The 15351-nt window shown below is 69.8% G+C and carries 12 protein-coding genes; 7 read left to right on the plus strand and 5 right to left on the minus strand.

The window, feature by feature from the left end:
- Positions 1 to 150: 150 nt before the first annotated feature.
- From OHA77_RS35150 to OHA77_RS35160, 3 genes are all read right to left on the minus strand, one after another.
- Positions 151 to 954: an enoyl-CoA hydratase-related protein gene (locus tag OHA77_RS35150; protein WP_326823899.1), complete on the minus strand. Its 804-nt coding sequence runs from the start codon at positions 952 to 954 to the stop codon at positions 151 to 153.
- Between the two features lie 208 nt (positions 955 to 1162).
- Positions 1163 to 2914: a serine/threonine protein kinase gene (locus tag OHA77_RS35155; protein ID WP_406313595.1), complete on the minus strand. Its 1752-nt coding sequence runs from the start codon at positions 2912 to 2914 to the stop codon at positions 1163 to 1165.
- A 123-nt stretch (positions 2915 to 3037) separates the two neighbouring features.
- Positions 3038 to 4399, minus strand: coding sequence for an FAD-linked oxidase C-terminal domain-containing protein (locus OHA77_RS35160; RefSeq protein ID WP_326823897.1), 1362 nt, complete (start codon positions 4397 to 4399; stop codon positions 3038 to 3040).
- A gap of 339 nt (positions 4400 to 4738) precedes the next feature.
- On the opposite strand from OHA77_RS35160, the gene ctaD reads away from it, so the two are divergent.
- From ctaD to OHA77_RS35180, 4 genes are all read left to right on the plus strand, one after another.
- Positions 4739 to 6361, plus strand: a complete 1623-nt coding sequence (gene ctaD / locus OHA77_RS35165) for a cytochrome c oxidase subunit I (RefSeq protein ID WP_406313596.1) — start codon at positions 4739 to 4741, stop codon at positions 6359 to 6361.
- Between the two features lie 316 nt (positions 6362 to 6677).
- On the plus strand, positions 6678 to 9443 hold the full coding sequence (locus OHA77_RS35170) for an immune inhibitor A domain-containing protein (RefSeq protein WP_406313597.1): 2766 nt from the start codon (positions 6678 to 6680) through the stop codon (positions 9441 to 9443).
- Positions 9444 to 9527: 84 nt separating this feature from the next.
- Positions 9528 to 10466: a diacylglycerol/lipid kinase family protein gene (locus tag OHA77_RS35175; RefSeq protein ID WP_406313598.1), complete on the plus strand. Its 939-nt coding sequence runs from the start codon at positions 9528 to 9530 to the stop codon at positions 10464 to 10466.
- Positions 10467 to 10545: 79 nt separating this feature from the next.
- Entirely contained in the window at positions 10546 to 10701 is a 156-nt protein-coding gene (locus OHA77_RS35180; RefSeq protein WP_326823894.1) for a hypothetical protein, read from the plus strand.
- Positions 10702 to 10803: 102 nt separating this feature from the next.
- Here the strand turns inward: OHA77_RS35180 and mads6 are convergent, their stop codons facing one another.
- Positions 10804 to 12264, minus strand: coding sequence for a methylation-associated defense system protein kinase MAD6 (mads6, locus tag OHA77_RS35185; protein WP_406313599.1), 1461 nt, complete (start codon positions 12262 to 12264; stop codon positions 10804 to 10806).
- 188 nt (positions 12265 to 12452) lie between these two features.
- Between mads6 and OHA77_RS35190 the strand changes: the two genes are divergently transcribed.
- Positions 12453 to 12965, plus strand: coding sequence for a GNAT family N-acetyltransferase (locus OHA77_RS35190; protein WP_406319926.1), 513 nt, complete (start codon positions 12453 to 12455; stop codon positions 12963 to 12965).
- A gap of 48 nt (positions 12966 to 13013) precedes the next feature.
- Here OHA77_RS35190 and OHA77_RS35195 read toward each other — a convergent pair whose 3' ends face one another.
- The gene (locus OHA77_RS35195) at positions 13014 to 13811 is read right to left on the minus strand and encodes an SDR family oxidoreductase (protein ID WP_406313600.1); all 798 of its coding nucleotides are present in this window, start codon (positions 13809 to 13811) and stop codon (positions 13014 to 13016) included.
- Between the two features lie 365 nt (positions 13812 to 14176).
- On the opposite strand from OHA77_RS35195, the gene OHA77_RS35200 reads away from it, so the two are divergent.
- Together OHA77_RS35200 and OHA77_RS35205 are read left to right on the plus strand one after the other, a co-directional pair.
- Entirely contained in the window at positions 14177 to 14578 is a 402-nt protein-coding gene (locus OHA77_RS35200) for a phage holin family protein (protein ID WP_406313601.1), read from the plus strand.
- 49 nt (positions 14579 to 14627) lie between these two features.
- Positions 14628 to 15320 (plus strand): DUF3618 domain-containing protein, encoded by a 693-nt coding sequence (locus tag OHA77_RS35205; protein WP_406313602.1) that lies wholly within the window; start codon positions 14628 to 14630, stop codon positions 15318 to 15320.
- Positions 15321 to 15351: the final 31 nt, after the last annotated feature.

Consider the following 15351-nt stretch of genomic DNA (forward strand, 5'->3'; position numbering starts at 1 on the left):
CGCCGAATCGCCCATATTTCGGCCATCCGGTGAGTGCGCTGCCCGGTCAAGGCGACGGACGGGGCGCGGCCACACTCCTGCCGGGGAGACCGGGGAGACCGGGACGGGTGGCGACGGGCACCGGGTGACTTCCGGGCGGGAGGTCCGGAGCTAGGGCCGGGGGATCCAGGACGCGGGCCGTTTCTCCATGAAGGAGGCGATGCCCTCCTGGCCCTCGGCGGAGGTGAAACGCTGGGCGGACAGCTCGGCCATCCGGTGCAGGCCCTCCTGGACCGGCAGCGTGGGCACCGTCCGCACGAGCTGCTTGGTGAGCGCCAGCGACTCGGGACCTCCCCGTAGCAGCATGCCGGTGTAGTGGGCCACCGCGGAGTCCAGGTCCTCCTCCGGGACGGCCCGGGTGAGCAGGCCGATCTCCTGCGCGCGGGCGGCGTCGAAGACCTCGCCGGTGAGCATGTACTCCGCCGCGGCCCGGGGGTCGAGCCGCCGCAGCACGGTCACCGAGATCATCGCCGGGACCACACCGAGCCGCACCTCGGTGAACGCGAACGACGCCGTGTCCGGTGCGAGCGCGAAGTCGCAGGCCGCCACCAGGCCCAGCCCCCCGGCCCGCGCGGTGCCGTTCAACCGGCAGACCACCGGCTTGGGGCTCTCCCAGATCAGGTTCATGATCTCCGGGAACGAGGCGGTCACCGGCGCGCCGCGCGTGTCGTCCGGTCCGATCCGCTGCTCCTTGAGATCGGCGCCGGCGCAGAACACCGGCCCGGTCCCGGTGAGCACGATCACCCGCACGCTCTCCTCGGCCAGCGCCCAGGCGAGCCGGTCCGCCAGCTCGCCCAGCAGTCGGACGGACAGCGCGTTGCGGTTGCGCGGGGAGTCCAGCGTGATGGTCGCGACTCCTCCGGCCGCCTCTCCGCGCACCAGGTGCTCCGCCGGCCGGTCTCCATCGGTTGTCACCGCGTCCTCCTCTGTCACAGCCGGTACGGCCCGCCGCCGCGTTCGGCGTCACACCGTCATCCTTGCGGGAACGGCGGCCTGACGCCTTGTTTTCACGGCGGCAGGCGCCACGACCACCTGTCCCGGCGTCGACCTCGGCCCGGTGCGCGGCCGACGGAGACGCAACGGAACGAGGGAGACATCCGCCGGTGGACCCACCACCGCTCCGTCAGCCGCAGTGACTCCAGCCGCTCTTCCATGTCAGCGTGCCGTACGAGCCGCCCCACATGACGCACTTCTTGACGGCGGCAAGCCGTACGGGGCCAGCGTAGGTGGTGAAGGAGCCCGGGTTGCTCCCCGACGAGCCGCCCTTCACCTGGAGCGTCGCGTTCATCTTGACCTTCGCGGGAGCCACGTACTTGGCCATGGTGACGACGCAGTTCTTGCCCGCGCCGGAGTGGTAGAGCAGGTAGATGGTCGCCGAGGTGCCGAGAGCCCTGGAGTCGACGACCTTGTACCCCGCACCGCAGACGGTGGTCACGGCGTAGGGGTTCGGCTTGGGAGGCGAGACCGTCGGCTTGGCGGTGGGCTTCGCCGTAGGTTTCGTGGTGGGCTTCACGGTGGGTTTCGCGGTGGGTTTCGCGGTGGGCGGGGCCGTCGTGACCGGCGGGGAGGACGCATCGCCCCCGTCCGTCGGCTCGATCATCGGCGGCGCCTGCGACGCGGTCTCGTCCGGCGCGGTGTCCGCGTTCCCGGAGTTCCCGGCCGTGTCCCTGGCCGGCGGACGGGTCGGCTGGCTGACCGGTCTGTCGGTGATCTGGACGGTCGGCGACGGGCTCTTCCGGGGCCTGGGGGACTCCCAGGCCGAGGGCGGGTTGTCAGGGGTGAGCGCCGGATCCGACTCCTCGGCCGGCGAGGGGGAGTCCGAGGCCGAGATGATGGGCCCCACCGCCGCGGCCTTCTCGTTGTTCTGCAGGACCACCACCGTCCCCGCCGCCACGCTCAGCGCGGCGACCCCGGCCAGCAGGAGCCCGATCGGCCTCCGTGCCCTGGGGCCGCCCTGCGCCGGGCCGGCGGGTGGGGCCTGGGGGGACCGGGCCTGCTGCGCTGAGGCCTGCTGCGGTACGGACCCGGGCGGTGCGACCGGCGCGGGAGCCCGCCGTACCGGGGAGGCGAGTGTCGCGCCCATCAGGTGGCTGACGAGTTCTTCGGCGGTGGGGCGGAGCGCGGGGTCCTTGGACAGGCATGCCGCGACCAGGTCACGGAGCTGCCCCTCCAGGCCGCCCAGGCTGGGCTCCGAGGTCAGGATCCGGTTCATCACCACGGCGATGGAGTCCGCACCGAACGCGGGCTTCCCCGTCGCGGCGAAGACCATCGTGACGCCCCAGGCGAACACGTCGGCCGCGGCCGACACCTCACCCTCGCTGAGCTGCTCGGGGGCGAGGTAGGAGGGCGTCCCCATCGCCATCCCGGTGGCCGTCATCCCCGGCGAGTCCAGTGCCCTGGCGATGCCGAAGTCGATCACCACCGGGCCCTCGGGCCCCATCAGCACGTTGGCGGGTTTGAAGTCGCGGTGCAGGATTCCCGCGCGGTGGATCGCCGCCAGGGCGGTGGCCGTACTGATCGCGAGCCGTTCGAGCGCGGCGCCGCGGCGTGGACCCTCCCTGTCGACCAGCTGGCGCAGGGACGGCCCCGGCACGTACTCGCTCACGATGTAGGGCTGGCTGCCGGCGAGGTCGGCGTGGAGCACCGGGGCGGTGCAGAACCGGGCCACCCGCTGGGCGACCGACACCTCACGCAGGAAACGCGTCCGGGCATCGGGATCCGCCGCCAGCCCGTGGTGCAGAAGCTTGACGGCGACCTGTTCGCCCGCCGGTCCCCGTCCCAGGTAGACGACCCCCTGGCCGCCTTCTCCGAGATGGCCGATCAGCTCGAACGGGCCGAGCCGCTGAGGATCCTCCGCTGACAGCGGCTGCACCACGATGACCCCCCGGTCGAGTGTAAAATGTGTTATCTGGGGCAGAACGCTACCAGTGTGTGGAGTGATACGGACGCTCTATGGTGATTCACTCCGTTCATCCGGGGTATAACGCCAGACCGCCCCTCAGATGGCCTTGCCGGGATTGAGGATGCCGAGCGGGTCGAAGACCCGCTTGATCCCGTGGTGGATCTCCTCCGTCGCGGGTCCGGCCTCCAGCGAGAGCCAGCGCCGCTTGAGCAGCCCGACCCCGTGCTCACCGGTGAGCGTGCCCCCCAGCTCCAGAGCCTCCCGGAAGACCTCGTCGGCGGCCGCCCACACGCTGGGCGGCGGTTCGGGCAGGCCGTGGTCGAAGATGAAGACGGGGTGCAGGTTGCCGTCACCGGCGTGGGCCACCGTGGCGATCAGCACGTCGTGCCGTACGGCGATGGCCTCGATCTTCTCGATCATGTCCGGCAGCGCCGAGCGCGGTACGCACACGTCCTCCACCAGGCATTTGCCGATCCGCTCCTTCGCCTGGTAGGCCATGCGGCGTACCCCGATCAGCTCTTCGGCCTCCTGCGGGGACGACGAGACCGCCACGAAGGGGGAGCCGTTCGCGGTGCACAGCTCCGCCATGCGTTCGGAGACCGCCGGACCGTCCGCCGCGTCCGACTGCGCGATCAGCATCGCCTGGGTGGCGTCCTCCAGCCCGATGTTCCGCCAGTCGTCGATCGCCTTGAGCGTGTTCCGGTCGAGCATCTCCAGCAGGGACGGCTGGCACCCCGCCGCGATGATCGCCGCGACCGCGCTGGCCGCGTCCCTGAGGGAGGTGAACTCGGCCGCGATCGTCGCCGGGTAGACCGTGGGTGCCCGGCGCAGCCGTACGGTGGCCGCCGTGATCACACCGAGCGTCCCCTCGGAGCCGATGAACAGCCCGGTCAGGTCATAGCCCGTCACGCCCTTCACCGTGCGCCGGCCGGTGTTCAGGATCCGCCCGTCCGCCAGCACGACCTCCAGTCCCAGGGCCGAGTCACGGGTCACGCCGTACTTGACGCACCGCAGGCCGCCCGCGTTGGTGGCCAGGTTGCCGCCGATCGTGGAGATCTCGTAGGAGGAGGGGTCGGGTGCGTACATGAGCCCGAACTCGCGCGCCGCCCGGTCGAGGTCCGCGGTGATGAGGCCGGGTTCCACCACGGCGATCTCGTCGGCGGGGGAGAGCTCCCTGATCGCCGTCATCTTGTGCAGCGCCAGGACGACGCTCCCCTCGACCGCCGTTGCGCCGCCCGCCAGTCCCGTTCCGGCACCCCGGGGCACCACCGGCACCCGGTGCGCGGTCGCCCACCTGAGGGTGGCGACGACGTCGTCGCGGGTTTCGGCCAGCACGACTGCCAGTGGCCTGCCCGGTTCGAGGAAGGTCCGGTCCCGCGCGTAGGAGTCGGTCACATCGGGGTCTGTCAGCACCTTCTCCGGTGCGAGTGCGGCAACAAGTTCGTCAATAGCGGTCACATGTGGACTTTACGTCCTGTTCTTCCTCCTCTGTCGGCGGGACCGCGCGGACGCCCGGCCTTGTCTCCGACTCGGGGCGCGGACCGTCCGGGAGAGGAGGCGACGACCACCCGGATGAGGGGAGGTCGGATAGCGGGAGGGAAATTTCATGGAAAGAGAAGCTCCATAGACGTCTGTGACGTTCTGCGACGAGTGTCCGTTCTGTGGAAGCCGGGCAGGAGAGGGGCGGGTGGACGGACAGGAGGGGTTCCGCCGTGCCCGGGTGTCGACAACGGGAGGGAGCCGACTGTGACCACGGTGCAGCAACGGCCCACGCTGGTGCCGCAAAAAAAGGGATCGATGATCGTTTCGTGGTTGACCACGACCGATCACAAGGTCATCGGCTATCTCTACCTGATCACCTCTTTCGTCTTCTTCGTGATCGCCGGGATCATGGCCCTGGTCATCCGGGCGGAGCTGGCCCATCCCGGGCTGCAGATCGTCACCGGTGAGCAGTACAACCAGCTGTTCACCATCCACGGCACCCTGATGCTGCTGCTGTTCGCCACACCGCTGTTCGCCGGATTCGCCAATGTGATCATGCCGTTGCAGATCGGCGCGCCCGACGTGGCGTTCCCGCGCCTGAACATGGTGAGTTACTGGCTCTTCCTGTTCGGCGGGATCATCGTGCTCGGCGGCTTCGCCACCGGCTCGGGAGCCGCCGACTTCGGCTGGACGGGGTACGCCCCGCTGTCCCTCTCGACGTTCTCCCCGAACACCGGCGGTGACCTGTGGATCGTCGGCCTGGTGATGGCGGGCCTCGGCACGATCCTCGGCTCGGTCAACTTCATCACCACAATCATCTGCATGCGCGCACCCGGCATGACCATGTTCCGCATGCCGATCTTTGTCTGGAACGTGCTGCTGACCGGCGTGCTCGTGCTGATCGCGTTCCCGGTCCTGGCCGCCGCGCTGCTCGCCCTGGAGGCCGACCGCAGGTTCGGCGCGCGCATCTTCGAGCCCCAGAGCGGAGGCCCGCTGCTCTGGCAGCACCTGTTCTGGTTCTTCGGCCATCCTGAGGTCTACGTCATCGCCCTGCCGTTCTTCGGGATCATCACCGAGGTGATTCCCGTCTTCAGCCGCAAGCCGATCTTCGGCTACGTCGGCCTCGTCGGGGCGACCATCGCCATCGCGGGTCTGTCGATCACCGTGTGGGCGCACCACATGTTCGGCACCGGCCGGGTGCTGCTGCCGTTCTTCTCGTTCATGACCTTCCTCATCGCGATTCCGACCGGGGTGAAGTTCTTCAACTGGACCGGCACGATGTGGCGGGGACACCTGACGTTCGAGTCGCCGATGCTGTTCGCCGTCGGCTTCCTGGTCACCTTCCTGCTGGGCGGCCTGACCGGCGTCATCCTGGGCTCACCGCCGATGGACTTCCACGTGACCGACTCCTATTTCGTGGTCGCGCACTTCCACTACGTCGTCTTCGGCACCGTGGTGTTCGCCATGTTCGCGGGCTTCTACTTCTGGTGGCCGAAGATGACCGGCACGATGCTGAACGACAAGCTGGGCAAGGTGCACTTCTGGACACTGTTCCTCGGCTTCCACGCCACCTTCCTGGTCCAGCACTGGCTCGGCGCCGAGGGAATGCCGCGCCGCTACGCCGACTACAGCCCGCTTGACGGCTTCACCGGCCTGAACGTGGTGTCCTCGGTCGGCGCCTTCATCCTGGGGGCCTCCACGCTGCCGTTCCTCTACAACGTGTGGACGACCGCCCGTCACGCGCCGAAGGTGACCGTGGACGACCCGTGGGGCTTCGGCAACTCCCTGGAGTGGGCGACCTCCTGCCCGCCGCCGCGGCACAACTTCACCTCGCTGCCGCGCATCCGGTCCGAGCGCCCGGCCTTCGACCTGCACCACCCCAGGGCGGCGGTCCAGCCGCGGCAGCTCGATCCGACCGCCCCCGCCGAGGAGATCTGACCCGGTCCCGGCCCGCCGTCCGCCGCCGGGCCGGGTGACCGTCCTGCCGTCCGATGCCACGCGCCGGACGGTCCTCATGCTCCGAAGGAGCGTTCCGGCCCGGCGCCGACCCCGCTTCCGGCCACCGTGGGGTGCCCTCCGGCGTATCGGAGTGGAAACCATCATCGTTTTCTTGAAACGGTGAAATCACAGTTTCACAACATCATGTGATGCCTTTACTTCTGCTTTACCTTCTCGTCTAACCTCCCGCTCTGTGCGCGCATCAGACGCGCCAGGAGCGTCCGCGCCCGGCGAACCCGGGCAGGGAGGGTATGCGTTGACCAGCAGAGGCAGAGGCGCTCGCAGGGGCCTTCTCGCGATGGTGCCCGTGGTCGGCCTGGCCGCCACAGGACTGGCGATGGGCGGTACGTCGGCGGAGGCCGACACCTCGGCCGCGCGGTACCAGCCGACCGCGGCCGACTACTACATCAACTACGCGCCCCCCAGGGACGAGCCGGAGGTCCATGACCCGGCCGTGCCCGGCGCCAAGGCGCGCAAGGCCGGCCCGTCCAGGAAGATCGAACAGAAGTTCTCCGGCGGCAACCCCGCCGCCGCACGGGTGCTGGCGGCCCGCGAGGCCGAGGCGATCCGGAGCGGGCTCAACCCCGCCGACTTCCTGTTCAAAAAGGCCAAGACCGCCAAGTCCGCGAAATTGCTCACCCTGCTGGTGGAGTTCAACGACACGGCGAACGATGACTTCTCCGGATTCGTCCGTCCGGCGAGTGTGACCGACGACACGTGCGTCACCGAGCCGCCGGGCACGTTGCTCAACGGCCCGCTGCACAACAAGATCCCCGATCCGGCGTCGCTGGCGCACAAGGACAACAACAGCTTCTGGGTGCCCGACTTCAGCCCCGAGCACTTCAACAAGATGCTCTACAGCTCGGCGGGCATCACCCAGCGCGTCCGCCCCGACCTGACCGATCCCCGGGACGGGCGCAAGGGCATCGACATCTCCAAGCACACCATGAAGAACATGTATGAGGAGATGTCCAAGGGCGCCTACACCGTCACCGGGCAGGCGAGTCCGTGGATCAAGGTTCCGCACTCCGAGGCCTACTACGGCGCGCGCGCCTGCGGCAAGGAGATCCAGGACATGTCCGGCCACCCGAGCAACCCGCTCGGTCCCGGCCAGCTCGCCATCGACGCGGTGAACTCCCTGGCCGCCGCCGACCCGGCCTTCCCCTGGGCGGACTACGACGTCGAGGACGTCGCCGACTCCGACGGTGACGGCAACTTCGCCGAGCCTGACGGGGTGGTCGACCACCTGGTGCTCGTCCACGCCGGCAAGGACAAGTCCTCCGACGGCGGCGCCGAGGGCACCTATGCGATCTGGGCCCACTCCAGCGCAGTGGCGGGCGGTTACCAGGTCCCCGGCAAGGACGTGAAGATCTCCAACTACATCGTGCAGCCGGAGGACTCCGGCGTCGGCGTCTTCGCCCACGAGTACGGCCACGACCTCGGCCTGCCGGACCTCTACGACACCAGCGGCCAGGGCTCCTCGGCCGTCGACTTCTGGGACCTGATGTCCAGCGGCTCGCACAGCGGGCCGGTCTTCCAGTCGATGCCGACCCACATGGGCCTGTGGGACAAGTGGATCCTCGGCTGGGCCAACCCCAAGGTCTTCAACCCCGGTGACCGCGCCCGCGCGGTGACGGTGGGCCAGTCCTCCCGCACGCCCAAGCTCACCGAGGACGGTGTCCGGGTCAACCTGGACAGCGCACCCCTGGAGATGGTCAAGCCGCACAGCGGCACCAAGGCGCTCTGGTCCAACCTCGACCAGGAGTGGGGCGACTCCAAGATCACCCGTGAGGTTCAGGTCCCCGCCGGGACCGACGTGAAGTTCTGGCTCTGGAACAACTACGAGATCGAGCAGGACTGGGACTTCGGCTTCGTCGAGGTCTCCGCCGACGGCGGCGCGACCTACACCCAGCAGAAGGTCTACGCCGAGAGCGGTGCCCTGGTCTCGACCGACGACTCCTACGACGACCCGAACAAGAACCTCGCCAAGTTCGGCAACAGGAAGTACGGCCTCACCGGCAACACCGACGGCTGGCGGCACGACTACGTCGACCTGACCCCGTTCGCGGGCAAGACCGTCAAGCTCCGGCTGGTCTACGACACCGACGCGGCCTTCACCCCGCGCGGCTGGCACGCCGACGACTTCGCGCTCACCGACGGCACCCAGACCGTCTGGAGCGACGACGTCGAAGGCGGCCTCGGCGACTGGTCGCCGAGCGGCGGCACCTTCACCAACACCCACGGCCAGGGCTGGGTCGTCAACGACGGCCAGCGGGAGGTCTCGCGGTTCTACCTCGCGGAGTGGCGCAACTTCGACGGCTTCGACAAGGGCCTGCAGTACGCCTACGACACGAACTACTCCCGAGACGGCGCCTGGAAGGTCGAGAAGTTCAAGTACAACGCGCCCGGCCTGCTGGTCTGGTACCGCGACTCGACCTTCACCAACAACTCGCTGGTCAACAACCTCGAACTGGCGCCGAGCATCGGCTCCAAGGGCAGCCTGCTCCTCGTCGACTCGCACTACGAACCGCTCCGCCGTACCGGCGTGGCGGCGGAGAAGGACGGCGAGCTCAGGGACAACCTGCAGGGACGCGTCCAGACCGGCAACGCGGCCTTCTCCTTCGGTAAGACCTACCCCTTCACCGAGTGCGTGGAGGCGGCGGGCGAGCCGTTCAGCGAGTACTGCACCAAGCTCGGCGCGCAGTCCGGCGTCCCCGAGTTCACCGACGCCAAGACCTGGTACCCGGGCATGGAGGTCCGTGACGGGGCGCTCGGCTACCGCGACTTCGACGCCTCGGTGGTCGTCCCCTCCAAGGGCGACCAGCCCTACAGCACCCGGGTCGTCAACGCCGACGGCACCCCCGCCACCGAGCTGTACGGCACCGACCTCGGCAACGGCCACGTCCTCGGCACCGGCAACCCCGGCGACGAGGGCAAGGCGCTGGGCGTCAAGCTCCGGCTGCTCACCCCGCTCCCGGGCAACCTCGGTGCGATCGTCTACGTGACCCCGCCCAAGAAGTAATCCCGGACCCGATCACCGGGCCCCGCCGTCCACCGACGGCGGGGCCCTACGATCTGCAGGGGGAGAACCGACCGAGGGGGCAGCGTGGCAGAGCTTCGCAGCAAGGCCGAGCACACCGAGGCCGTCCGGACCGGACGCCGGCTCTGCGTGGTGGTCAACACGCGGTCGCGCCGCGGTCGCCGCCTCTATCCGGAGGTGGTCCGCACGCTCCGGGCCGAGGGCTTCGAGCCGATCCGCCTGTACCCCCTGGACGACCCCAGGCGGCTGCGTGCCACGCTGGAGGAGGCCCTGGACGCCCGGCCCGACCTGCTCGTGGTGGGAGGCGGTGACGGCACGCTCAGCGCCGCCGTCAAGCACGTCGCCCACCGCGACGTCGCGCTCGGTGTGCTGCCCCTGGGAACCACCAACAACTTCGCCCGCAGCCTCGGCCTCCCGCTCGACCTGCGCGGCGCGATCCAGGTGTTCCGCAACGGCAAGGTCGCCGACATCGACCTGGGCATAGCCGGCGACCGGGAGTTCGCCAACCTGGCCAGCTTCGGGGTCTCCGTCGAGGTGGCCGGCACGGTCAGGCCCTGGCTCAAGCGCCTCCTCGGCCGCGCCGCCTACCCGCTCACCGCCCTGACGGTCCTCCCGCGCCACCAGCCGTTCCGCGCCTTCCTCACGGTCGACGGCAGGCGCCACGAACTGCTCACCCACCAGCTCAACATCGCCAACGGCCGCTTCCACGGCGGCTGGCAGGTGGCCAAGGACATCAGCATCGACAACGGCCGGCTGGTCGCCTACCAGCTCGGCTCGGGCAAGCGGCTGAGGCTGCTGGGGGAGACCCTGGTCCGCGCGGCCGGCGGCCGCTGGCGCAGCCTGGCGGGCGGACCCTTCGTGGTCGGCCGGGAGATGCACCTGGAGACCGACCCCCCGCTGTCGGCCGACGTCGACGGCGAGGTCCGCCTGACCACCCCCATCACGATCCGGACCGTCCCCAACGGCCTGCGGGTGATGGTCCCCGACGACTTCGTCGACTCCTGAGCCGTTCGATCCGGCCCGCGCGTCCTGATTGGCGCGGGCTTGGCGGGGAAGTGTTCCTCTTGAGCGATTGGAGGACGACATGGCATCCCTGGTTGACCAGATCCGGCGCTACCTGAGCACTCCGCAGGGACACAGGAATCTCGAGAAGGCCAAGGTCATGGCCCGCGACCCGCGCAACCAGCAGCGGCTGCGCGAGTTCGTGGCCCGCTTCCGTTCCCGTGGACCCAAGCGCTGACGAGACGGCGAAGAAGAGGGCGCGGCCCCGGGGTGAGCACTCACCCCGGGGCCGCGCGCGTTCCGGTGGGTGCGGCGGAGCGGCTCCCTCGCCGATCCGCCTTCACGTCTCCCGGCCGGACAGGCGCCGGAACCTGCCCCGGATCCTGTCGAGCAGTACCGGGTCCCGTTCCGGCACCAGCCCCTCACGGGCCCGCCGCAGGGCGTTCAGCGCCTCCGCCGCGTCCGGACGTTTGACGGGCGTGTGGTCGCGCATGCGCCGCAGCAGTTCCATGACCTCGGCCGGAACGCCGTCCACGGCGATCTCGGCGTCCGGGCCCGCCGGAGGCAGCTCGCCGGCCAGCAGTTGGAAGGCGATCACCCCGGCCGCGTACACGTCGGAGGCGGCCGTCATCCGTTCGGGACCCGACTGGCACTCGGGGGCCACGTAGTGGGTGTCGAGGACGTTGGGGAGCTCGTTGGCGACGGTGTGTGCGCGAGGGCCCGGCTTGGCGTAGTCGAACCCCGTCAGCATCGCCCGGCCGTCCTCGGTCACCAGGACGCAGGCCGGGCTGAGCGCGCGGTGGATGACGTTGTTGGCGTGGACGTGGGCCAGGCCCAGCAGCATGTCCTCAACCACGTCGAGCATGGCGCCGGTGGACAGCGACCGCCGGGAGGAGGTCAGGTGCAGGTGCAGCGCCTGGCCGTGCACGTCGTCGAGGACCAGCACGAACCGGCTCTCGTCGTCGATCGCGAAGAAGTCGCGGGACCGCACGACGCACGGGTGCGGGGGGATCCGGGTGAGGGACTGGTAGGCGTTGGCGATCAGCCGCCGCTCGGCCGCGCGCGGCTCGTCCTCGGCCAGCGGGTCGGCCCGGTACACCCGGAGCAGGACCGTCTCACTGCCCGGGACCGTCGCGTTGATCGCCCGGTACTCGGTGACCCGGTTGTCGCCGCCGAGTTGCTCCTCCACCTCCCAGTTGCCGAACCGGGGCGGCGTGGTGGAGCGCCGCACGCTGCCGTTCAGGGCTTCCAGGATCGGGGTGCGGTAGGGCGTCGCGTCCGGGGTGTAGCCGCGCCTGACCCGTGAGACGTTGCTCAGTGTGCCGATCAGGCCGCGCAGGTCGGTGACGTGCCGAGAGTCACGGCCGGCCGGGTCGACCAGTTCGGCGTCCGGACCGGTCAGCACGACGACGCTGTCGACGTAGACCCGTTCCAGCTCACGTCGTTCCTGGGTGAGCAGTCCCTTGAGCGCGCGCCCGTTGCCGCGGAGTTTGGCCACCGGAGAGCGGAACGCGTCCCGCCGCGCCGGGAACCAGCGGGCTCCGGAGACCTCGATCCGGCCCCGGGTGCCCTTGACGTCGATCACGCAGAGTGAGTGGCCGGTCAGGACGATGACGTCGACCTCGAAGGTGTCGTCGCCACGCGGCACCTCGATGTTGTGCAGCAACAGCCAGTCGCTGGGCGCGTTGTCCCGCAGATGGGCGATGACCCGGCGCTCGGCGTCGTTGACCGGGCGTCCGCCGCCGACGATCTGTGCCATCTCTCGCGTGCCGCCCTTCTCACTGTGCATCTCACTGTGCATCGAAGTAGGGCAAGGGTCTCATGCTCCCGTGTATCTCTACTTTTCCGCCACCCTTACGTGCCCGAGTATCTACGATCATCGAATCTCCTTGGGCATGGAGATCCGGGCTTCAGCCCTGGGAAGAAAACACCGGACAGCGCCGTGCGAGATTTTCTCGAACACGTGTACGCTCGGCCGACGTGGAACCCATGGAGATCACCGCAGGGAAGCTCCACCTCCGGCCGTGGCGCCCGGCCGACGCCGAGGCGGTGGCGCAGGCGCTGCGTGACCCGGAGATCCGCCGGTGGGCGACCCGAACCCCGGAAGAGCCCGACGAGCGGACGTGGATCGCCGATCGGGCCGCGGGATGGGCGGACGGCTCGTCGGCCTCGTTCGCGATCACGGACACGACGGCCGGCGAGGTGCTGGGGCACGTCAGGGTCCGGACCCCCGGCGACGGCGTCGGCGAGATCGGCTACTGGATCCTGGCCGGGGCACGTGGCCGGGGCGTGGCCGGTCACGCGGTGGACGCGGTCGCCCGGTGGGCGTTCGCCCGACTCGACCTGTCCCGGCTGGATCTCCGGCACGCGGCCGACAACCCCGCCTCCTGCCGGGTGGCGCAGAAGAGCGGGTTCGCGCTGGCCAGGCTGCTCACCGAGCCGTCATGGGATGGGGGAGGGGAGACGGTGGAAGTCCATCTCCACATGCTTTCGCACGCATGACCCAGGCCTGTCCGCCGGCACTTTCCCGGCGGAACGGATGGGGCGCGGTCACCTCGGGTGCGCGCCGCCCTCCTCGCCGCCCTTCTCACCGAACACGTCGCGCCTGCCGAACGGGGCCGCGGCGAACCGGCGCATGATCTTGCCGGGGGTCAGCCAGCGGACGTGGGCTCCGTTGCGGGTCTGGGAGACCGCACGTTCGGCCAGCCACGGAGTGACGGTCTCCACCCGGTCGGCCAGGATATTGAAGATTTTCTTGGCCTTCTCCAGCGACTCCGGGTCGTAGTCGTGGGTGAGCAGGTCGGTCACCACCATGCCCGGACTGAGCAGCCCGATCGAGACGCCTGGCGGCACCTCCTTGGCCGTCGCCCTCGTCAGGTAGTTCAGTGCCCGTTTCGTCGCGCCGTACACGCTCAGCCCGGGGACCGAGCGGCCGTCGCTGCCCAGCCCCTCCATGTTCCAGACGTGACCGGAACCCTGGGCGGCCATTCCGGCCAGCGCCACCGCGGTGCCGTTCAGCACACCGACAGTGTTCACGTCGACGACCGCCCGCATCTCCGCCTCCGGCAGCCTCCACAGCGGCGCCCGGCTGTGGGAGATCCCCGCGTTGTTGATCCAGATGTCCACCCGGCCGAACTCCGCGGCGGCCGCGTCCCACAGCGCCTGGACCTGCCTCCGGTCGGCGACGTCGGCGGTCAGTGCCAGGACGTCCAGCTCGGCCGCCGCCTTCTCCACCGACGGGGTACGGCTGCCGCACACCGCCACCCGGTGGCCGCGCTCCAGGAACGCCCTGGCGAGGCCGAGGCCGATGCCCCGGGTGCCGCCGGTGACGACGATGTTCTTGGTCATGGCTACCTCTTGTCAGGAGATCCGTGGCCGGCGGCCGGGAGCCGGCCGCCGTCGAACAGCAGGGGGACGGCGGCCGGAGACCCTCCCGCGCACCTACCCGGTTCCGCGTCGATCATGATCTTGGGCGCCTCCGGGCTTCCCGTGCCGATGAGAAGGCTTGAAGATTGTTTTACCGTGCCGTGCGCCGCGGCGACACCCGTGCGTCCGGCCTTCTCGACAGGGCCCGCCGATTTTCGCGGCGCGATGCCCGGGGATACGGGCGCAGGCGTGCCGCCACTCGTGATCACCGCCTCCGCGCGGAGGTTTGCCATGGTGGGTGAGGGTAGACGCCTTCTCGTGTAGGGACCAGAGGGAGGAGGCACGCCATGACCAGTAATCTCAAAGACGGTCTGTCCACGGCCGAACTGATCAGGCAGATGTCGGAGGAGGTCTCACGCCTCGTCAAGGACGAGCTCCGCCTGGCCAAGATGGAACTCGCCGAGAAGGGCAGGCACGCGGGGAAGGGCGCGGGGCTGTTCGGCGGCGCGGGCGTCATCGCCCTGTACGGAGGCGGAGCCCTGGTGGCGGCCGTGATCCTGCTCCTCGCCCTGGCGATGCCCGCCTGGGTCGCGGCGGTGGTCGTGGGCGTCGTCCTCCTGATCGTGGCCGCCGTCCTCGGGTTCCTGGGCAAGCGCCAGGTGTCCGCGGCCTCCCCACCGGCTCCCGCACGGACGATGGAGAGCCTCAGGCACGACATCGACGCGGTCAAGGAGAGAGCACACCGCTGACCTCCTCCCCAGGGCCGAGGCCCTGGGTCTCCACGCTCAAGGAGATTTGATGACTGAGACCGATCCAGGCACACCCGACCGGGAGAGCGGGGATGCCGGGACCACCGGTTCCCGCAGGAAAGCGGTCGGCGAGCCCATCACGCCGGACGAGCGCGAATCGCTGAACATCCCGCCGAACGCGCCGGAGGCAGCCGACGGCACCCCCACCACCGATCTCGGCGGCCCGCCGTCCGATCGCGACGGGACGCCCCAGCAGTTGGACAGGACCGACGCCGACAGAGGTGCTGCCGGCGGCGCGGTCTCCGGCGGCACCGCCGGTGCCGTTGCCGGTGCGGGCAAGAGGGACGGCGACACGACGGACGCCGGGAAGACGAGCAGGGAATCCGTGCGGCGGGACATCGAGAACGACCGCCGCGAACTAGGTGACACCGTGGAGGCTTTGGTGCACAAGACCGATGTGAAGGGCCGCGTCCAGGAGACGGCCACCCAGATGGGCGAAGATATCCGCCGGGTGGGGGCGGCCACCGCCGGTACCGCCACCCAGATGGTGGAGCGGGTGAAGGAGGCTGCCCCGGAGGTCGTGGGACGGGTCAAAGAGGTGACTCCCGTTGACATCAAGGACGCGGCGGAGAAGGTCAGGACAGAGGCGGGCAAACGTCCGGTTGCGGCCTTCGCGGTGGCCGCCGCGTTCGCCCTCGTCGTCGTCCGCATGATGAGGCGGGGCAGGAACAGGAAGAGGTAGAGGTCCCTCCCCGGAGCCTTCGCCGGTCTCC

The organism is Streptosporangium sp. NBC_01639, assembly GCF_045209755.1.
Lineage (GTDB): Bacteria > Actinomycetota > Actinomycetes > Streptosporangiales > Streptosporangiaceae > Streptosporangium.